A 21,153-nucleotide genomic window follows, 5' to 3' on the forward strand; every position below is an offset into this window, starting at 1 on the left:
GAGGTGATGGAACTTGAAAAAAAGCGAAAGTAAAAATTATATATTTAATTATAATATGGGTTCAAATGCAGAAAAAGATATTGAGGAAATAATAAAATTACAAGAGACATGTCATGAATATATATGTAATTACTTAGATGTTAAAATGGTATCTAAAATTAACTATTATTTATGCAACTCACCTGAGGAAGTTGGGGAAATATACGGTGATAATGAACCTTGTAATGGTTTTGCTAGTGAACCAGATAAAGTGTATGCAGTATATAACGATAAAGTTAAATGCACTGGATTTCATGAGGATGCTCATGTTATCTCATACAATACATTAGGAATACCACCTCAGACATTTATTAGAGAGGGACTAGCGATGTTCTTTGATAAAGGATACTGGGGGGTACCTAATTATAGCTGGGTAAACTTTTTTATAAATAGAGGGTTATATGTAAATATAGGAGAATTAATTAACAAAGAAGGATTTTATAAACATAATCATATAATAACCTATACCATAGCAGGAGCTTTTGTAGCATATATTATTGATATTTTTGGAGTAAATAAGTTCAAGGAATTTTATAGTTCTTTAGATAATGAATTTGAAGATCGATTTCTTGGGAAGTTTAAGATTTCATTAGATGAATTGGAAAAAAAGTTTATCGATTATATTAAAGTGCTAAAAACTAATGATCAAGTTGAGGAATTTATAAGAAATAGTTTAATTCAAATGAAGGTTATTAAAATAGAAGAAATATAGGAAGAGAATGTTAGATAATCTATTATAAACATAAGATATTGTATGGTGGTGAGATTATGGTATATATAACAGATACAGGTTTTGAAGCTAAAGATATTAACCCATTTACAGGAGAAAAATACACAGATGATTGGATTGTTTTTGCCTTAACAGATTCTAAAGAATATAAAATTATGAATGGTAGCAGTCATTCAAATGTATATTCTTTGAAGATTAGTAAGAACTGTGATAAATGGGAATTGAATTTGATGGATTTTATAGGATATGAGAATAGCTATTGTAAAAATATAATTTTGTCTGTAGGGGAACAGGATTTAGAAAAAGCAAAAGAAACATATAGCAATCATCATTATAATGAGGCATTTCTTAGGGAAAATGAACCCAAAGTTTTAGTCCATAGCACAACAAGAGAAAATTGGGAAAAGATTAGGACAGATGGATGTTTAAAATGTTGGAATATTTTAAGAAGTGAACATTATAATTGCGAAGAGGAACCAATCGGAAGATTGCTTGGTGATCCAAAAGATTATAGTGATTATATAATGTTTTCTGGTGGCACAGTTTCAAGTGAAATTGTTGTCTTATCAAAGCAAAATAATGAAATTATTATGGATGAGCAAATGAAATATAAGCCAGGTGCTAGGTTATATTTTGATATAAAAAAAATAGCTGAGGATGGATTGTTAGTTCGTGATGGCTGTCACTTAAAAGTGAAAAATACATTATTTTTAGATAAATATTTGATTTGGACTGCAACGTGGGAAAGTGTTAATCTTAAAAACCAGTATTCAACACCGAAAGAATTTACAAAGATATCAAATGAAATGTTTAATTCTTTATTTGGGGAAAATATTAGTTGAATAATCTAATAGCAATAAGTTTATATAGAAAATTTGGGTTTATAGAAGAAGGTTTATTAAAATATGATAAATATTTAGGCAATGGAGTTTATGTAGATTCAATAATAATGGGTCGAGTTAATACTAAATATTTAGATTTAAAATAATTCACAATGCCACACATGGGTTCAAAGAACTTATTTACTGGAGTTTGATTAGAATAAATATATTTAAACGAATGGTTATAGGGAGGGGATTAAATGAATTTAATAAAGCCTTTAGGGCTAAAAAAAGGAGACAAGGTAGCTACAATAAGTTTATCTTGGGGTGGTGCTGGAGATAAGGAAATATTGTGGAGATATAATCAAGGGAAGAAAAGGCTAATGGAGGAATTTGGACTTCACGTGGTGGAGATGCCAAATACTTTGAAGGGTACTGAGTATATATATAATAATCCTGAAAGTCGTGGAAGGGATCTTATGATGGCCTTTGAGGATAAATCCATAAAAGCTATTTTTTCATGTATTGGTGGAGAGGAAAGTATTAGAATGCTACCGTACATTAATTTTGAAACAATAAGGAATAATCCTAAGATTTTCATGGGATATTCAGATACTACAGTAAATCACATGATGTGTTTAAAGGCAGGGCTTTCTAGTTTTTATGGTCCTTCAGTGCTAGCAGAGTTTGCTGAAAATGTGAAGATGCATGATTACACATCTCATTGGGTGAATAAAGTTTTATTTGATAATGATACTATAGGAAATATTTTTCCTTCTGATAATTGGACAAGTGAATATCTACCTTGGGATGAGTGTAATAAAGATATAAAGAGGGCTGTTTATCCAAGCAGTGGTTATGAAGTATTACAGGGTAAAGGGTGTGTAACAGGCAAACTTATAGGTGGATGCATAGAGGTTTTAGAGATGGTTAAAGGAACAGAACTATGGCCAAATAAGGAAATATGGAATAATACTATATTATTTTTAGAAACCTCTGAGGATAAACCAAGTCCTAAATATTTTGAGTATTGGTTACGAAATTATGGTTCCCAAGGAATTTTGAATAGTATTAATGGAATAATTTTTGGAAAGCCTTATGACAATATGTATTATGAAGAGTACAAAAGTGTTATTTTAAAGGTAGTTAGAGAAGAACTAGGATTAACAGAGCTACCTATTATGATTAATATGAACTTTGGACATACAGCTCCGATGATGATTATTCCTTATGGAGCTGTTGGCGAAATAAATTGTGATGAAAATAAATTCAGTATAGTTGAATCTGGAGTTATGTAAGATGTAATTAATGATTGGCTTTAATCATGGAATATATAGTGAAAGAAATAAAAAATTAGGGGAGGGTTAATATGAATATAGTTATATATGATACCGTTAAGAAATTTTTAGATAGTAATGAGAACATTTTATTAGAAAAAGAAGCTGTAACTCAATTGATTTTATTTAATAGTTATACAAATAAAGATAAAACAGTAAGTAAAGAGATGTTATTTGGAAGAGTTGAAGATGATGATGGTGAAGTAAATATTATTTTCTGTAATGTAACTCCCCATAACTTATTAATAAGTGATCTAAAGAAGAATACAGGTGAGGCAGTTAGAGCTTTGGTTGACTATTTATTAGATAGTGAAACTAATATAAATGGTGTTAATGCTAATAAAAAGATTTGTGATGAATTTATAGCATGGTATAGCGTAAGAAGTAGTTGTGAGTTTAAGGAATATTTAGCTATGGATGTTATGGAGTTAAGCGAGATAAATAAGGATATTTTATTACCGAAAGGAACCTTTCGTGAAGCAACTTGGAGTGACTTAAATATAATATCAGATTGGCATATTAAATTTGCTAAGGAAGCATTAAATGAGGATATGACCTATGAAGATTTTAAAGACAAGCTAACAATGAGGATTGAAAATAAATGCATTTATATATTTGAAGATGAAAATCATATACCTGTTTCCATGGCAGCTACGACAAGGCAGTTAGTTAATGGAGTTTCAGTTAGTCTAGTTTATTCTAATAGCAAAGAACGTGGAAAGGGATATGGACTAGCTGTAGTTTATCATTTAAGTAAGCTATATCTAGAAAGGGGAAATAAGTTTTGTAGTCTCTTTGTAGATAAGAATAACCCAATCTCCAACGGAGTTTATTCAAAGATAGGTTATAAGATATTGGAAGATAATTTTGACTATAGAATGGTTTAAGGAGCAGTAATAATATAGGTTGATAAAGATTAATATATTTATCAAATTGGGGGAATATAAATGGAGTTTTTAAAAAAAATAGTGGGAGATAAATGTTACTTATCTCCAGTTGATGATAGATTAACTGAAAAAGTAGCACAGTGGAGTAATGATTTAAGAGTGTCTATAAGAACGGGAGATATATCAGATATGATAACATTCCAGACACAAAAGGATTATTTAAATAGTATGAATCAGCGTGGATATGCTTTTTACATAGTTGATTCAGAAAGTGATAATGCGGTAGGAATTATAAGGCTTATGAGAGTAAATCTTATTCATAGAAATGCTGTACTTGGAATATTCATAGGAGATTCAAGTTGCAGAAATAGTGGTATTGGGACAGAATCAACAAAATTAATATTAGATTTTGCATTTAATGTACTTAATTTAAGAAATGTTATGATAGAAACTTTTTCATTTAATGAAAGAGCTATAGGGTTATGTAAAAAGGTAGGATTTAAAGAAATTGGGAGAAGAAGAAAAGCTATTATATATGGTGAAAATGAATTTGATGAAGTTTTCATGGATATGTTAAATTCAGAATTTTGCGAATCGAAAATATGTGAATCATTATCAATATAATTTAGTTATAAGGAGGAAGATATGTCGAAGGTGGTAATTAGAAATTTTGAAATTAATGACTTTACTGATATAAATATTTTAATGGATGATGTGCATGCATTGCATGTGGAGAATAGACCTGATATTTATAAAGATATATGCATAATAATTCCTAAAGAAGAGTTTATTAATATTATTAATGATGATAAAAAGATTTCAATTTTAGCAGAGATTGATTCAATTATTGTAGGTTTATGTATTATTTCTATCAAGAATGTAGGTGAAAATAATGCACTTGTGCCAAGATCAGTTGCTTATATGGAGGATTTATGTGTTCTTAAAAATTATAGAAAGCAAGGAATAGGTAAAAGCTTATTTGATGAAGGAAAAAGGCTTGCGTTGGAATTTAATGTAGAGAGTTTAGAGTTAATGGTATGGGAGTTCAATGAAAGTGCAATAAAATTTTATGAGAATGAAAATATGAAAACTAGAAGTAGAATTATGGAGATGAAACTTGGTTAATAAAAATTCTGAGTAGAATCATTTGATATACGTGAGGAGATTGGTACATGAATAATATTTTGAGAGAAATAGAATTGAAAAATGAACAAAGGTTAGTGTTAAGAAAACCTTCTGTAGATGATGCAGAGGCTATGATTAAATATTTAAATATAGTTGGTGGAGAAAGTGATAACCTTCTATTTGGAAAGGATGAGTTTCGTCTTACGGTGGAACAAGAAAGGGAGCATATTAAAGGTGTAAATGAAGATGACAATACTTTTATGATTTTAGGTTTTATAGATGATAAGATTGTAAGTATTTCACAAATTAGTGCACCAAAAAGAAAAAGAATAGCTCATAATGCGGATTTAGCTATTTCAGTAAAAAAAGAGTATTGGGGATTAGGTATAGGTACCACTGTAATGGATGAACTTATAAACTATGCAAGAAATCACGGTACCATCAAAAATATAAGCCTTGGAGTTAAAGCTAGTAATACTATAGCCATGAAGCTTTATGAAAAGATGGGTTTTCAAAAGGTTGGAATCCATAAAAACTTTTTTGATATAGATGGAGTTTATGATGATGAGGTTTTAATGGATTTATATATTTAAATAGATAAATGTAGTATACCAAAGGCATAAATAAAAAAAGTAGAATTTAATTATAGTTAAGTAAAACTTATAAGGGGAATTAATATATGAAAAATAATAATGAATTTTTAAAAATAAAAGGTGACCTAGTTTATATAAAGGAGCCAGAGTATGAAGAACTAGATTATGTGGAAAAACTTTGGGGTGATGTAAAGACAACAGGGGAGATTGGTGGGCCTTTTAAGTTAAAGGATAGAGATGGCTTCTTTGAAAGAATGGTTTCACCAGGAGACGGGTTAAATAAATATTTCTTAATATATAATAAGTCAAGCTTACCAGTGGGTGAAATTAGCTTTAGAAAATCAAACATAGACTATAAGAAAGCAACCTTTAATGTAAAGCTAGAGTGGCAGCATAGAGGGAATGGGTATGCAAAAGAGGCTTTGGATTTGATACTAGATTATTATTTTAACCAGTATGGGGGAGAAGTTATGGAAGACGACATTGCTATAAATAATATTAATGCTCAGAAAATTTTCCTAAAGTATGGCTTTGAACATGTTACTAATAATGAAGATATATTTTTAGTAAGGATGACTAAGGAGAAATTTAATATTATCAAAAGTGAGATGAATTAATAACAATTAGTATGCAAGGGGGATAGATTTAGTGATGTACATTATTAATATAATATACATCACTAAATACAAATTATGATTATTGAATTATTAAATAAAGATAACTTAAGGCAGTGTGTTACATTTGAAAAGGAAGCTAGAGATACAGAACCAGGGGTTTTATATGGAAACTTTGAAGAAGAGAATTTCTATGAAAAAACATTAAGTAGTTTAAATAACATTGAATTTCAAAATGCTAGAACCTTATTGTGCTTGGAGGATAATAAAGCTATTGGTAGATTAGATTTTTGTATTTTAAGCTCCTATGCATTTTCGGGATCAAGGCAAGTGTATGTGGATTGGATTTATGTTTTAAAAAAATATAGACATAAAAAAATTGCTCAATGCCTATTTACGGAAATGGAGAAATATTTAAAGAATGTAGGTATAGATTTTTACTTTTTAACAGTTGCAGAAAATGAAGAAGCTCAGAAGTTTTATCATAATTTTGAGAATGCTAACATAAAGAAACAAGAGATTTTGCAGAAGGAAATTTAGGAATCGATATTGGATGAGATGAGTATAAAGAAACTAACAATGGTTATTCTTATGTTTTGGAGATTTAGGAAAATAACATAAACTGGGGGAAGAAATAATGATATTACTCAAAGAGATTAATAAAGAAAACTTTTGGGATTGCGTTAGTCTAGAGGTTGAGGATGGACAAGCTGATTTTGTTACATCTAATGCGGTTTCGATAGGACAATCTAAGGTGCAAACAGAATGTATACCATTAGCAGTTTATGATGATGACACAATGGTGGGGTTTGTGATGTATTGTGTGGATGAAGATGATGGTGAATATTGGATTTATCGCATGATGATTGATAAAAATTATCAGTCGAGGGGATATGGTAAGAAAGCATTAAAGAAGCTTTTGGAAGTTATACAACAGGATAAATATCATAGTAAGATTTTTCTTGGGGTCCATAAGGAAAGCCAGTATGCAGTAAAACTCTATAAAAACTGTGGATTTGAATTTAATGGACAAGTATTTGGGAGTGAACATATTATGAGACTGGATTATTAAAGAATAATTTAAAACATATGATGATTAATTTTGAAATTGGAGGTGCGTTATGAGAACTATAGGAATAATTGGAGCTATGGATGTTGAGATAGAGCTTATAAAATCTAAAGTAAATATAATAGAAGAAATAATCTATGCAGGTGTTAAGTTTTATCTGGGAAAGTATAAAAATTTAAGTATAGTAATATGCTCTTGTGGTGTTGGAAAGGTAAATGCAGCAAGTTGTACACAAGTATTAATTACTAAGTTTAATGTGACTGAAATAATTAACACAGGAATTGCAGGAAGTTTAAATACAAATGTACAGATATGTGATGTGGTTATCTCAGATAATGTTACATATCATGATGTAAGAAAAAGACAAATGAAATCGTTATTTCCGTTCCAGGAGGAGTTTAAGTCTTGTGAAAGCTTAAAGGATATGGCAGTAAAGGCCTATGATATTAGTGATTTGAAGAAGCATAATTATCACATTGGAAGGATTGTAACAGGTGAAAGTTTTGTATCAGATAATGAGGTTAAAAATGTAATAATTGAAGAATATAATCCGCTTTGTGTAGAGATGGAGGGTGGAGCTATAGGACATGTAGCTCATATAAATAACATCCCATTTTTAATAATTAGAAGTATTTCGGATAATGCTGATGAGAATGCAACTGAGAGCTATGACAATTTTGAAAGTATAGCTGCAGATAATTCAGCTAAATTAGTAATGAATATGTTGGAACTTATTAATAATAAGTGTGAATAAATTGAGAAATTTACTAGATGATTTTAATAGATATGAACAACGTGGTTATGAGAAAGATTTTATAATAGAGGGGGAAAAGCATATGGAAAAGACACAAATAATAGAGAATATTAAAATGCATATTAATAATTATTTTAATGAACTTGAAGGTGAAGAGAAGTTTAGTGGAGTTACACTAGTTTCTTTTGAAGATGAAAAGGTAATAAATAAAGGTTATGGCATGGCTAATTATGAATTAAATATTCCTAATGCACCAGAAATGAAATATAGAGTTGGGTCTGTAACAAAGCAATTTACAGCAGTTATAATAATGAAACTATATGAAAAGGGCTTATTAAATTTAGAGGATACTTTAGATAAGTATATCTCAGATTACCCGAATGGGGATAAGGTAACGATTCATCACCTTTTAACTCATACTTCAGGAATATTCAATTCTACTAGAATTGAAGGGTTCTCAAAAAATATGAGAAACCACCATAGTGTGGAGGAGTTGATAGAAGAATTTAAATATTTACCTTATGATTTTCAGCCGGGAGAAAAATTTTCATACTCAAATTCTGGGTATATATTATTAGGCTATATAATAGAAAAAGTGTCTAAAAAGACCTATGAGGAATGTTTGCAAGAAGATATTTTCAATAAATATTCCATGAATGGTTCAGGGTATGATAATCATAAAAAAATAATTAATAACAGGGTTAGTGGATATTCATTCGATGAGGAACAGAATCAACTTATTAACTGTGATTTTATAGATATGAGTGTGCCGTATGCGGCAGGGGCTTTATATTCTACTTTGGATGACTTATATACCTGGAATAAGAAGCTAATTGAAGGTGAGGTTCTGAGTAAAGATTCTTTGGATAAAATGTTAAGTAATCATGTTTATACTGGAAATGATTACTATGGGTATGGATTATTCTTAGATGATGTAAAACTTGGTGGAAAGACTAGAAAGAAAGTATGGCATACTGGTGGAATACCTGGATTTCTTTCATGCAGCAAAGTTTTTCCTAAAGAAAATATACAGATTATTATGATAACTAACATTACAAGTGAATGTTTTTCATCTGCAGTTGATTCTATAGAAAAAATTGTTTTTGATGAGTTGCATAGGAATAATTTATAGCAATTTGAAATTCAAATAAGGCATCTGAAAATAAATAATAAGCAAAGTGTTAGAGGGGGCTGATTTATTTATTTTCAGATGCCTAAATGGATTTAAGTATATTAAATGCTAAGGCATCCTAGCGGAGAAAAGGAGTAAATTATGAAATTAACATATCCAGATTATAATCACAGTATTTTAAATCTAACAAACTCAGTTTTAAAGCACTTTGAAGTAAAGCATACTCATGCTACATTACCAAAACTTGATTGTATTTTAGAAAAAAACTATAAAAATGTAGTTGTTATGGTTTTTGATGCCATGGGAAGCAAAAATATTGAAAGCATTTTACCGAGGGATAGTTTTCTTAGAAAACATATGATAGATGAAATAACATCTGTATATCCACCGACTACAACAGCAGCAACAACGACTCTAGAAAGTGGACTTGCACCAATGGAACATTCATGGCTAGGGTGGAGTTTGCATTTTGATGAAGTTAAGGAGAATGTAAATATTTTTATTAACACTAATGATAATGGAGAAAAGGTTGCAGATTATCATGTAGCGTCACGTTATATTCCTTATGAGAATGTAGTTGATAAAATTAAAGCTATAGGAAAGTCCGAGGCTCATTCAGTATCACCATTTGGTACTTATTTAATTAGCGATATATATGAGCTTATGGAGGGGGTTGAAACTCTTTGTAATAAAGATGGAAAACAGTATCTTTACACATACTGGCCAGAACCAGATTCATCTATGCATACTAAGGGGATTTCAAGTGAAGAGAGTATTTATTGGATAACTAAAATTAATGAAATGGTGGAAGAGGTAAGTGGAAAGTTAAAGGATACACTTTTAATTATTACGGCAGATCATGGACATATAGATGGGAAAAATAAATTAATATCAAATTATAAAGAAATTACTGGGTGTTTAAAGTGGATGCCTTCTATAGAGCCACGATCCCTTGCATTTCACGTTAAAGAAGGAATGGACAAGAAGTTTAAAGAAGAATTTTTAAAAGAATTTGGAAATGATTTTATACTTTTATCTAGAGAAGAAGTAGTGGAAAAGAAACTTTTTGGACATGGGGAAGAGCACAATAGATTTCAAGGTTTCTTAGGAGATTATTTAGCAATAGCAATTGGTGAAATTTCCATATTTAATACAGAAGCGGAATATAAAAAGTTTATTGGAGTTCATGCTGGATTAACGGAGTGGGAAATGATGGTGCCGCTTATAGTTGTTGAATGTGAATAATTATTCAGAAAAAACAACATAGATTTTCATGGGAAAATTATAAGCCAGATAAAATTGAAAAATATTAAGAGGAAGAGGTGGATGGTATGATAAGAAAGTTAATGGAAGAGGATAAAGAGATGGTCATTGAATTTTTAAGTGAGGAAGCTGCAATTAATTTATTTATAATTGGAGATGTGGAAAACTTTGGTTTTGAAACTGAATTTATGGAGACTTGGGGAAGTTTTGATGATAGGAATAATATCACAGGAATTCTACTAAGATTTTATGAGAGTTATATTCCGTATTATAAGAAGTACCATAGTGATATAGATGAATTTAAAAGTATGATTAAAAAAGCCGAAGGTAAGAAAATGATTTCAGGGAAAAGAAGTATAATGAAGGATTTTAAAGATGTTTTTCAGGATTACAAGGAAAGAGAAACTTATTTTTGTGAGTTGACAAATGATAAATTGTTAAGAGCGTTTGACAGTAGTGTAAAGCTTGTAAAAATCGATGACGTAAAAAGATTAAGTGATTTTATTAATAGTATTAATGAATTTAGTGCAGATAAAGATAGTATAGAAGATAAAATTTCTAAAACTATAGAAAGTAATCTTGGAAGAATATATTATATTGAAGATGGACATGGAAAGATAATTTCAAGTTCTCAAACTACTGCTGAAAACTCTAAGTCAGCCATGGTTGTAGGTGTTGCAACTAGTAAAGAAAACAGAAATAAGGGATTAACTTCAAACTGTTTATCTAAATTATGTTATGACCTACTAAGTGAAGGAAAAACATTATGCTTATTTTACGATAATCCATTAGCCGGAAGAATATATAAGAAATTAGGATTTGAAGATATAGATAAGTGGACTATGATATCAGAAATATAAAATATGGGAGAAAATTAATATGAATAATAAAAAACTAAATCTCTATTTTTTTGGAGAGATTGGTGAGTATGATTGTTACAATCCTGCATATGTAACAAGTAAAGAATATGCAGCTGAAATATTATATTTAATTGCAGTTAATGAGCCATTTTCAATATCAAATTATGAAATTGCAAAGAATTTAAACATGGAAAATGATGAAATAATTCATGGTATTATTAATGAGCTCAAATTGATTAATGCAATAGAAGTTAAGGACAATACCTATAGAATAAAATTTCCGGTGTTTTTAGAGGACGATGTTAAAAATATGGAGAGCCTCATAAATAATATAGGAGAGATTATTGGGGGAAAAATAATTTCTATGAAAGATATATTATATAGTAATGTTGCAAAACTTAGGTGTTCAAAGAAACACAGTAATGAGCGGTTACTTTATCATATAATTTGTGATAAAGTTTTTGATGGCACAGCCTTTGAATTTTTTGAAGAAAGAAATACATTTTGCACTTCAAAATTGCAACCAGGAAATAGAGATTATTTAATAGTTGCTTATGAAAATAGCAAAGCAGTAGAAAATCATAGTAATAAATTATTATGCAGTAGTAATAACTATAGGACTTCTGAATTTGTATTTAATAGCTTTGGAGATTCAAATGGATCAAGGAAGGATTTGTATAGGTTTTTTAGACTTACCCAAAAAAGTATTGATAACGCAAGTCCATTCCATGATTTAAACATATCTTACAATAAAGTTGTAGATGAGATGAATAGAGAAACTGCCAATAAGTGTGGAGAATTAATATGTAAAATTATTAGTGATAACCTTAGATATAATGAATTAAGTGAGACTGAAAAAGGGTTAGCTGGATTCTTAGAGGAATTAGAATATGTTGAAATTGATGATATTAATAATGCCGTAGTTATAAAAGTTCCAGTATTTCACGCATTTGAAAATAAAACAGTTATTAAAAAAATATCAGATACTATACTTAATGGGATATATCCAATAGTAAAAGACGTATTTGAGAATTTTAATATAAGTGGATCTCGGTTAACATCAGTAAGGCATGAAGTAGATATGAAAGAAATAGCAAATGAATTATGGCATCAAATTTTTGGAGCCACTAATGAATATTTAGTGAAAGTAGGGTTTGTTGCAACACCACATAATGTGGATGGGGAAGGTAGATATTTAAGAAGTTTTAGAATCAATCACTGAGGGTATTAATTTAAATATGAATAAAATAAGTTTAGATAGGAAGTATAAACGTAATAAAAGCAAAATAAAGGAACCCGCAATGGGTTCCTTAAAATTTGTATTTTAGTCTTCTCCTGGGAAAAAGTAAGTTAGAGCTTTTATGAATACAAATACTATGAGCATTACTACAAAAATTCCGCCCATACCTTTCCACATTATATCCAAACTTTGTATAAATGCGTCAATATTCATTACATTCCACCTCCAACTAAGAATAAGATTAATCCGCCGGCTATTACTGAACCAATTTGTCCAGATACGTTAGCGGCTACTGCATGCATTAATAGGAAGTTTTGTGGATCTTCTTTTTGTCCCATTTTTTGAATTACTCTAGCAGACATAGGGAATGCTGAAATACCAGCAGCACCTACCATTGGATTGATTTTTTGCTTTGAGAAAAGATTGATGAACTTTGCAAATAATACTCCACCAATAGTATCAAAAACAAAGGCTATTAGTCCAAGTCCAATAATCATAAAAGTAGTCGAAGTAACAAAAAACTCAGCTTTCATTTTAGAAGCTATTGTAATACCAAGAAGTAATGTTACTAGGTTTGCTAATTCATTCTGTGCAGTAGAAGATAATCTTTCAAGAACTCCACACTCTCTAATTAAGTTACCGAACATTAAGAATCCTATTAGAGCCACAGATGTAGGTGCTATAAGACCAGAAATCATAGTAACTCCTATTGGGAATAGTATCTTTGCTGTTTTAGAAACTGAAGAAGGATTATATGTCATTCTTATTTGTCTTTCTTTTTTTGTTGTCACAAGCTTTATTGCAAAAGGCTGGATAATAGGAACTAATGACATGTATGAGTAAGCGGCCACAGTTATAGGTCCAATATAGTTACTCTTAAAGAAGTTAGCAACAAATATTGAAGTAGGGCCATCAGCAGCACCAATAATACCTATTGATGCAGCATCTTTCAAAGGAAAACCTAATAATGCTGCTAAGCTTATTGTAAAGAAAATACCGAATTGTGCGGCAGCTCCAAATAAAAGCATTTTTGGGTTTGTAAGTAGTGGACCAAAATCAATCATAGCTCCAATACCAATAAATAATATTAGTGGAAATAGTTCATTGGCGATACCCATGTTAAATAGGTTATCAATTATACCTATTTCAGCAATACCATGAATGGTTTGGGTAACAGCTCCTGATAGTGGTATGTTTACAAGTATAGCACCAAAACCCATTGGTAATAAAAGTGCTGGTTCAAATCCCTTTTTGATAGCAAGCCATATTAGTCCTGCACCAATGAACCACATTATTCCTTGTTGCCAAGTCATATTCATTATCCCGTTTAATAGAAAATCCATAATAAACCCCCCTGTTATGTAAATAAGTTATATTAAGCGAATGTAAAATCCGTAGAAAAAAATTTCACATTAATCCAAATTAATAATTTTAATTAATATTTTTGATAAATTAGAAAAATGAATTAAAAATTGTAAAATATAATTTTAATGATTTTTTTCACCCATAGTTATTTTATAACATATAGAGCAAAAATACACTACAAAAAACAAGAAATTAACAAATTATTTTTTAATACACCGATAATATGTAATACAATGTAAAATATTCTTGTGTTTAATTGTATGTACTTATAAAAAATAGGTTAACAGTAATTAAATGGGGTAATATATTAAGTGATTTAATATTGAGAAAGGGTTGGGTGAGTAATATGTTGGACATTTGTTTATTAGGTTGTGGGGGTGGAATGCCTATGCCATTTAGAGGTCTTTCTGCAACTTTATTAAGTTACAAGGGAAGAAAGATACTTATAGATTGCGGTGAAGGCACACAGGTTGCTATGAGAATTATTGGATGGGGATTTAAAACAATAGATGTAATATGTATAACGCATTATCATGGAGATCATATCGTTGGACTGCCAGGATTACTTTCTACAATAGGTAATAGTGGGAGAGATACGCCACTAACAATTATAGGGCCAGAAGGAATTACGGAAATAGTAAATGGTCTTAGAGTAATAGCAAAATATCTACCCTATGAAATCAAGATAATAGAAAATCTGTCTGTAGTTGAATTAAGTCTTAATAAGGATGGGTTGTATGTAAGCAATGAAAAGAAAGGGCATGTAATTTTAAAGACTATAGAATTAGAGCATTCATCACCGTGTATCGGTTATAGTATGTACTTTAATAGAGATAGAAAATTTAATGTTGAAAAGGCAATGAAAAATCATGTGCCTAAAGTTATATGGAGCAAGTTACAGAAAGAAGAGCGGGTGATACATGAAGGCAAAGAGTATAATGGATATATGGTTTTAGGAGATGAAAGAAAAGGAATTAAAGTTAGTTTAGTAACGGATAGCAGACCCTTAGACACAATACCTAGTTTTATAGAAGATAGCGATTTATTTATATGTGAAGGTACATATGGCAAGGATGAAGATATGGATAAGGCTATAAAAAATAAACATATGACATATAGGGAAGCGGCAACTTTAGCTAAAGATGGTCAGGTTAATGAATTATTATTAACTCATTTTAGTCCAGCTATGTTAGATGCAAATGAATTTGTACACAATGCAAAGTCTGTATTTAGTAATACAATAATAGGAGAAGATAGATTGGTAAGGAGTTTAAGCTTTATAGATTGAACAACATGAATTAGAGTAAAATGAGGGTATCTCTAGTTGTTAAAAATATGAATAAGAAAAGGTAGCGAAGTAAGCTACCTTTCCTTATGGAAGATTTATTGTAGTATTAACATACTTCATCGTTGAATGTAGAAGTTTTATTTAACTTACTACTTTTAATATATATATAAATTAAATTTAATATAGGTATAAACATTAAATAGAAAGCAAATAAAATAGCTCTTGCATCAACGCCAAGGGTTGTGAGAGGTACAAGCACTGCAACATTCCAAGGAATTAGCGGAGCGATTACAATGGCAGTGTTTTCTAAATCAAGTGCAAGTATAGTTTTATCAAATCCAAGCCGTTCATAAGTTTTTCCAAGGGTCATGTTTGTAAGCATAACAGCAAGAACCTGTGTACAACCAACCATAGCACTTATAATACTTGTAATTATAGTAGTTAAAAATAGCATGCTACGATTTTCGATTTTGGATAGGGTTAAGTCAATAAAACTAAGCATATTTGCTCCTTCAAAAATTCCGGTTAATGCTGAAGAAAGAAATACGATAATAACAAGCTTTATCATAGATACAATACCACCACCTTTAATAATGTGGTGAAGTGAGTTATCTACGGGCAAGCTAAAGCCAAATATAGCTGTTTTTAATATTGATATTATTGTTTCACCTTGAATTACAAAGGCGATAACAGCAGCTACTGACATACTTATGTACATAGAGGTTTTAACATCCACCTTAAATAATGAAAGTACTATAATTATTAAGGCTGGAAGTAGTACAATAAGATTTATATTAAAATTATTTGTAAGCTGAATTAAAATATCTGAGCTGCCGTAGTCTACTGGATTTATTATCGATAAAACTAAGTAAAGTATGCAGCTTAAGGTTAAAGGAATTATAGAGGTTCTAATCATATTTTTTATATTATCATATAGATTTGTGTCTGTTATTGATGCTACAAGATTTGCACTTGAAGACATTGGTGAAGACCTGTCCCCTAAATATGCTCCAGAAAGGATAGCACCAGCTATAACATATATGTTTCCACCACCAGCCCTTGCCATTACCATTAAAGATATTCCAACAGTGCCAATTGTGCCAAAAGAGGTTCCAAGAAGCATTGAAATTAAAGCCGAAAGTATAAAGGCACTGATAGCAAATAGATTAGGGTGGATAAGGTTAATACCATAATATACGATGGAAGGTACAGTGCCAGAAATCATCCAGAGGGATACGATGGAACCAATTAATACGAAAATTTGTAAGACACCTAAGGATTTTTTACCGCCGTTAAGTAAGTTTTTAATGCTAGATTTGAAGGTAATACCTTTTTTAAGGGATATAATAAAAAATATTAGTAAAACAGTAGATAGTGGAATTAAAGTGTCAACACCGTTGATAACACTAAAAATAAATATTATGGTAGATAGAATAAGTCCTAAGATTACATCCATATATATACCTCCATTAATTTTAAATCATTATATATATTAACCTTAATAGGACGAATATTCAACTAATAAAGTAAAGATGTTATCTAAGCAAAATTAAGATAACATCTTTATTTAGGTTTATAGATTAGACTATGTCTTAGATGATGTAAAGTTCATTTTAAACAGTCATTCAACACATAGGTTTAAATAGTTTAATTAAATTTAGTTATAATAGAAATAGTGCAAATAGAGATGTAACAATCAATCCTAATACTACTGGTTTAAAGTTTCGTTTTGCCAGTTCAAAAGGAGATACTTTACAAATTGCAGATACTGGAATGATTGCCCAAGGAATTATAGTTCCACCACCAACCCAAATTGCGGCTATTTGGCCTAGTGCAGTTAAAGTAGGTATACTTGCACCTGTTGCAGTTCCGAATAGCTTAGCAGTTGATCCAGCAAGGGATATTCCGGAAAATCCTGAGCCATCAAGGCCAGTAATTGCGCCTATACCTGTTACAGTAAAGGCACTGAATATATTATTTAGAGGAACTGTTTGAGATAAAGCAAACCCTAAATCATTTACTATGCCTAAGGAGCCTTCAGGTAAGAATTTTCCTATAATAGTTAAAAATCCACTATCTCCAATATAGAAGAATGCTGCAATTGGTATAACTATACCAAAAACTTTAAATGCAAATTGTAGCCCTGATACAAAGTGGGTAGTTAATTCTTCAAGAGAACTGTTTTTATAAGTTTTTATAGCTATAGCCATCAATAAAAATAGTGTTGTACCACCAATTAAAGCTGTAGCATCGCCACCTTTTAGACCAAGAGATATCATAATAAACACGTCAACAATAAAAAGTGCTGGAACTAGTATAGCAAATGCAATCTTCCAACCGTTGGATAAAACTAATTCATTTATTTCATCCTCTTCATCTAATTTTTCATCATAAACTAAGTTTTCGAGAGTACCATTTTTCATATCACGTTTTAACATTATAAAAGCTGTAATAGTGGTTACAAGTCCCATTACAATTATTAGAGGAACGCTTGCAGCAACAACAGATTGAACTGAAACACCAGCTGCATCTGCTGTTAATTTAGGCGCAGCTTGGATAATGAAATCAGTGGAAAGTGCTATGCCGTGACCAAATAAGTTCATTGCTATTGCAGCACCTATTGCAGGAAGACCGGCTTTTATAGCTACAGGTACGAGAACCGCTCCAACTAGAGCTACTGCTGGGGATGGCCAAAAGAAGTAGGAAGCAACCATCATTATTAAACCAATTATCCAAAAAGCCATGAAATCATTTTTAATAAGTTTGGCAAATGGACTTATCATAACTCTATTAATTCCTGTATATCTCAAAATTTTGCTTAATGCTGCTATTATTGAAATAATAAGAATTGTTGGTAGTAGCTCTGTTATGGCATATATAAAACCATTAAATAGACTAATGACCGATAGAGGAATAGATTTAGTACTAATTAATGCAATTATAAATATACCTATAATACAAATTAAGGATACATCTCTTTTTTTAATCATGGCAATTAAAATTATTAATATGAAAATTAAGTAAATATAGTGTATTGAAGTTAGACCAATCATTTGTAGCCTCCTGTTAATTTTATCTTAGTTTAATATATAATATGGATTCACACTTATTTAGTGTTAAAATTTACAAAATAAACAAGAGAAATGTTAGCTACTATTATTGAATATAATTAGGTGGAAAATAAAATAAAATTTAATTAGAAAATATCTTATTAAATGTTGTAAAATATATTATAATCTAATATATACAAATCTTTACAATAATAAGTGAGACATGGACAATAGTGAAAGTCACAATATAAATAAGAAAAATAGAGGGGAAGATAGAAGTGATTGTATTGAAAAATGTTATTATTACTGGTGGTACAAGGGGCATAGGGCTTTCAATGGCGAGGGAATTTTTAAAGTCAGGATGTAATGTCACAGTATGTGGAAGAACAGAAGAGTCATTGATAAAGTGTGAGGAAGAATTAATTGAGCATAAAGGAAGAGTTCAATTTTTGATTTGCGATGTTATGGACAAGTTTCAAATTGAAAGAATTTGGTTTCAAGCTAAAGATAGATGGAGAAATATAGATATTTGGATTAATAATGCTGGTAAAAATTGTTCATATGAATTGCTTTGGAATACTGAGGACAGATTTGTTGAGCAAGTTATAGACACTAATATTAAAGGGGTAATCTATGGTTCAAAGATAGCGGCTAAGTACATGATTGAACAAGGCGATGGACAGATTTGGAATATGGAGGGATTAGGTTCAGATGGCAGGATGATTGAGAAAACAATTCTATATGGTACATCGAAGAGAGCCGTTACTTATTTTACAAAAGCTTTAGCTAAGGAACTCGCAGATACATCGGTGAAAATTGGAAGGTTATCACCTGGTATGATGCTCACTGATTTTATAACAAAATCTCCAGATGGAAGTGACTCAAAAGCCATAGAGGAAGAAAGTTTTAAGAAGATATTCAATATACTTGGCGATAAACCAGAAACTGTAGCAAAATTTCTTGTACCTAGGATGCTGAAAAATGGGAAAAACAATGCTCATATTCAGTGGCTAACAACTTTTAAGGTTACTCGAAGGTTTATTACAGCAAAATTTAGTAAGAATAAGAGAGTGCTTATTGAGTAGTATTATATAAGGTCTATTAATAATTTATAAGTGAGGGGAAATGGATATGACAGGATTTACAACAGACAACATTGTTCTATTACTGGTGGGAGTAGGGTTACTTATATTAGTGATTAAAGTACTTAAAGGAGTTTTTAAAACTATAATAGCAATAATTCTTTTGCTAACAGTTGGAATATCTTGTTACAACATATTTATAGCAAAAAAATCTATAACTTATGAAATGAGCAGATATAAGACAGATTTTGCATATACAATGGATGTAAAGGATATATCCAGAGATGCATATAAGATTGTAGATGACATGAAGAAAGATGAAATTACAGAAGAGGGTATAAATAAATTAGTTGATTTAAAAAATCAAGCAGAAGGATTGAAGCATAGTGATGAAATTAATTTTATTCACAAGAAATATATTAGTAGTATGGATGGTGTGATTTTGGCATGTAAGGGATACTCTATGGGTAAGTTAGCAGGGGAACAGGTAGACAAGCTAGAGGATTTGAGTAGGGGTATGGATATTAAATTGTTAGATGTATTGAAGGGTGAGTAAACTGTTGTGGAATAATGAAACGGTGCACTTAAAATATACTTTTTATTGTAGATTGATATTTTAATCAATAGTTAATAGAAAATTAGGGTTTATGTGGATTATATTGTATTCAAATGCGTATATAATATATAATGTATAGTATATAGCAGGTTAAGGAGGAAATACAATGAATAAAAAATTGGCATATGTAATTATTTTATCCATAGGAATATTTTTAACTGGCTGTCAGGTTAAAAATAACGTTGTAAGTAATGATGGAAATGTAAATAATAATTCTCAAGTTGGCAGTAATGAACAAGCCGTGGAAGTCCCTAAATATAAAATAAATGATTACATTCAAATTAAGGAAAATGTGAAATATAGCTACAAAGGAGAAAATCATGAGTATGCAGAGTATGTAGCCTATGTAGATTATGTAGCTGGAGATAAGTTTCAAATAAGAAGTAATAATGGTGGAACTGAAACAGTAAATGTTTTTCAGGTTAAGGATGGAGAATTGATACAAACATTTAAAAGGAATACCTGTTATTATAGAGAAAATTTTACAACTAAAAAATCAGATTCTAGTGAAATTTTATTAAAGGAACCATTAGTTAAGGGAACCAGTTGGACATTACCAGATGGTGGTAAGCGATATATATCTGGTGTAGATGTACAGATATCAACACCGAGTGGTAACTATAGCACTATTGAGGTAACTACAGAGAAAAAAAGTGGAGAGAAGAGTTTACATTACTATGCTATTAATAAAGGGCTGGTAAAATATGTTAGCGACTCGGACAATATGAAAATCACATCAACATTACAAGGAATTGAAGAGGGTGCAAAGTTGACTCAAACAGTGAGAATTTTTTATCCAAATATTAATGTGGATAAAATTCACTATCAGGATAAGGAGATTGTATTTAATACTAATGATATAACTAAGCTAATATTGCAAAATATATTTAAAAATTTTCCGGGAAATGATGAAGGAACTCTATTTAGTTCAAATGTAACTATTAATAGTTTATATCTAAATGATGATGGTAGAGTTCATGTAGATTTAACAAGTAGCTTTGTAAAGGATATGAATCTTGGATCAGGACCAGAGCTTATGTTACTTCAAAGCATAGCTAATACTTTAGGAAATTATTATAGTGTGGAAGAAGTATATATAACAATAGAAGGAAAACCTTATAGTTCAGGCCATATAATAAAATCTAATGGGGAAGGGTTTAAAGTAGATTTTAATGGTATTGTAGAAGGTAAATAGTTATTAATAATAAATTTTTATTAAAATGTTTTCAAATGACCTTAATAACTATAAATTGATTTTAAATTAGTGTAAAAATAAACTGAGAAATGT

Annotated in this window: 24 protein-coding genes; 20 read left to right on the plus strand and 4 right to left on the minus strand. The window is 30.2% G+C overall.

The genetic code is table 11. From position 1 onward, the window contains the following. The first annotated feature begins 13 nt into the window (after positions 1-13). From RSA29_RS12285 to RSA29_RS12360, 16 genes are all read left to right on the plus strand, one after another. Complete coding sequence (locus tag RSA29_RS12285; RefSeq protein WP_346942009.1) at positions 14-751, plus strand: hypothetical protein; 738 nt, start codon at positions 14-16, stop codon at positions 749-751. Positions 752-807: 56 nt separating this feature from the next. Then, complete coding sequence (locus RSA29_RS12290; RefSeq protein WP_346942008.1) at positions 808-1,611, plus strand: hypothetical protein; 804 nt, start codon at positions 808-810, stop codon at positions 1,609-1,611. Then, entirely contained in the window at positions 1,608-1,757 is a 150-nt protein-coding gene (locus tag RSA29_RS12295) for a hypothetical protein (protein ID WP_346942007.1), read from the plus strand. Before RSA29_RS12290 ends, RSA29_RS12295 begins: the two co-directional genes overlap by 4 nt. Positions 1,758-1,850: 93 nt before the next feature. After that, positions 1,851-2,888 (plus strand): S66 peptidase family protein, encoded by a 1,038-nt coding sequence (locus RSA29_RS12300; protein ID WP_346942006.1) that lies wholly within the window; start codon positions 1,851-1,853, stop codon positions 2,886-2,888. A 71-nt stretch (positions 2,889-2,959) separates the two neighbouring features. After that, the gene (locus RSA29_RS12305; protein WP_346942005.1) at positions 2,960-3,814 is read left to right on the plus strand and encodes a GNAT family N-acetyltransferase; all 855 of its coding nucleotides are present in this window, start codon (positions 2,960-2,962) and stop codon (positions 3,812-3,814) included. 60 nt (positions 3,815-3,874) lie between these two features. Next, the gene (locus tag RSA29_RS12310) at positions 3,875-4,438 is read left to right on the plus strand and encodes a GNAT family protein (protein WP_346942004.1); all 564 of its coding nucleotides are present in this window, start codon (positions 3,875-3,877) and stop codon (positions 4,436-4,438) included. Between the two features lie 21 nt (positions 4,439-4,459). Continuing rightward, a complete protein-coding gene (locus tag RSA29_RS12315) occupies positions 4,460-4,939 on the plus strand; it encodes a GNAT family N-acetyltransferase (RefSeq protein WP_346942003.1) in 480 nt (159 codons plus the stop codon). A 47-nt stretch (positions 4,940-4,986) separates the two neighbouring features. Further along, positions 4,987-5,532, plus strand: coding sequence for a GNAT family N-acetyltransferase (locus RSA29_RS12320; RefSeq protein ID WP_346942002.1), 546 nt, complete (start codon positions 4,987-4,989; stop codon positions 5,530-5,532). An 86-nt stretch (positions 5,533-5,618) separates the two neighbouring features. Then, complete coding sequence (locus RSA29_RS12325) at positions 5,619-6,149, plus strand: GNAT family N-acetyltransferase (protein ID WP_346942001.1); 531 nt, start codon at positions 5,619-5,621, stop codon at positions 6,147-6,149. A 75-nt stretch (positions 6,150-6,224) separates the two neighbouring features. Beyond that, positions 6,225-6,686, plus strand: a complete 462-nt coding sequence (locus RSA29_RS12330; RefSeq protein ID WP_346942000.1) for a GNAT family N-acetyltransferase — start codon at positions 6,225-6,227, stop codon at positions 6,684-6,686. 97 nt (positions 6,687-6,783) lie between these two features. Beyond that, positions 6,784-7,218: a GNAT family N-acetyltransferase gene (locus tag RSA29_RS12335; protein WP_346941999.1), complete on the plus strand. Its 435-nt coding sequence runs from the start codon at positions 6,784-6,786 to the stop codon at positions 7,216-7,218. Positions 7,219-7,267: 49 nt separating this feature from the next. Then, a complete protein-coding gene (locus tag RSA29_RS12340) occupies positions 7,268-7,969 on the plus strand; it encodes a 5'-methylthioadenosine/adenosylhomocysteine nucleosidase (RefSeq protein WP_346941998.1) in 702 nt (233 codons plus the stop codon). Positions 7,970-8,051: 82 nt separating this feature from the next. After that, positions 8,052-9,101, plus strand: coding sequence for a serine hydrolase domain-containing protein (locus tag RSA29_RS12345; protein ID WP_346941997.1), 1,050 nt, complete (start codon positions 8,052-8,054; stop codon positions 9,099-9,101). A gap of 141 nt (positions 9,102-9,242) precedes the next feature. Beyond that, complete coding sequence (locus tag RSA29_RS12350; protein ID WP_346941996.1) at positions 9,243-10,346, plus strand: alkaline phosphatase family protein; 1,104 nt, start codon at positions 9,243-9,245, stop codon at positions 10,344-10,346. Positions 10,347-10,432: 86 nt separating this feature from the next. Continuing rightward, entirely contained in the window at positions 10,433-11,224 is a 792-nt protein-coding gene (locus RSA29_RS12355; protein WP_346941995.1) for a GNAT family N-acetyltransferase, read from the plus strand. A 19-nt stretch (positions 11,225-11,243) separates the two neighbouring features. After that, entirely contained in the window at positions 11,244-12,446 is a 1,203-nt protein-coding gene (locus RSA29_RS12360; protein ID WP_346941994.1) for a hypothetical protein, read from the plus strand. Between the two features lie 102 nt (positions 12,447-12,548). Here RSA29_RS12360 and RSA29_RS12365 read toward each other — a convergent pair whose 3' ends face one another. Both RSA29_RS12365 and RSA29_RS12370 read right to left on the minus strand, forming a co-directional pair. Then, the gene (locus tag RSA29_RS12365) at positions 12,549-12,677 is read right to left on the minus strand and encodes an OadG-related small transporter subunit (RefSeq protein ID WP_346933388.1); all 129 of its coding nucleotides are present in this window, start codon (positions 12,675-12,677) and stop codon (positions 12,549-12,551) included. Continuing rightward, positions 12,677-13,807, minus strand: coding sequence for a sodium ion-translocating decarboxylase subunit beta (locus RSA29_RS12370; RefSeq protein WP_346933389.1), 1,131 nt, complete (start codon positions 13,805-13,807; stop codon positions 12,677-12,679). The genes RSA29_RS12365 and RSA29_RS12370 overlap by 1 nt, the downstream gene beginning before the upstream one ends. Positions 13,808-14,175: 368 nt before the next feature. Between RSA29_RS12370 and RSA29_RS12375 the strand changes: the two genes are divergently transcribed. Beyond that, entirely contained in the window at positions 14,176-15,117 is a 942-nt protein-coding gene (locus RSA29_RS12375) for a ribonuclease Z (protein WP_346941993.1), read from the plus strand. Positions 15,118-15,223: 106 nt separating this feature from the next. On the opposite strand, the gene RSA29_RS12380 is transcribed toward RSA29_RS12375, so the two are convergent. Together RSA29_RS12380 and RSA29_RS12385 are read right to left on the minus strand one after the other, a co-directional pair. Further along, positions 15,224-16,573 carry a Na+/H+ antiporter NhaC family protein gene (locus RSA29_RS12380; protein WP_346941992.1) on the minus strand — a complete coding sequence of 450 codons (1,350 nt, stop codon included), beginning with the start codon at positions 16,571-16,573 and terminating at the stop codon, positions 15,224-15,226. Between the two features lie 205 nt (positions 16,574-16,778). Beyond that, complete coding sequence (locus RSA29_RS12385) at positions 16,779-18,170, minus strand: hypothetical protein (RefSeq protein WP_346941991.1); 1,392 nt, start codon at positions 18,168-18,170, stop codon at positions 16,779-16,781. Between the two features lie 275 nt (positions 18,171-18,445). On the opposite strand from RSA29_RS12385, the gene RSA29_RS12390 reads away from it, so the two are divergent. The 3 genes from RSA29_RS12390 (at position 18,446) to RSA29_RS12400 (ending at position 21,060) form a co-directional block, all read left to right on the plus strand. Then, the gene (locus tag RSA29_RS12390; protein WP_346941990.1) at positions 18,446-19,252 is read left to right on the plus strand and encodes an SDR family NAD(P)-dependent oxidoreductase; all 807 of its coding nucleotides are present in this window, start codon (positions 18,446-18,448) and stop codon (positions 19,250-19,252) included. Positions 19,253-19,298: 46 nt separating this feature from the next. After that, on the plus strand, positions 19,299-19,805 hold the full coding sequence (locus RSA29_RS12395; RefSeq protein ID WP_346933394.1) for a hypothetical protein: 507 nt from the start codon (positions 19,299-19,301) through the stop codon (positions 19,803-19,805). Between the two features lie 166 nt (positions 19,806-19,971). Beyond that, complete coding sequence (locus RSA29_RS12400; RefSeq protein ID WP_346941989.1) at positions 19,972-21,060, plus strand: GerMN domain-containing protein; 1,089 nt, start codon at positions 19,972-19,974, stop codon at positions 21,058-21,060. The last annotated feature ends 93 nt before the right edge of the window (positions 21,061-21,153 follow it).

Source organism: Clostridium sp., from assembly GCF_036660475.1.
Lineage (GTDB): Bacteria > Bacillota > Clostridia > Clostridiales > Clostridiaceae > Clostridium_J.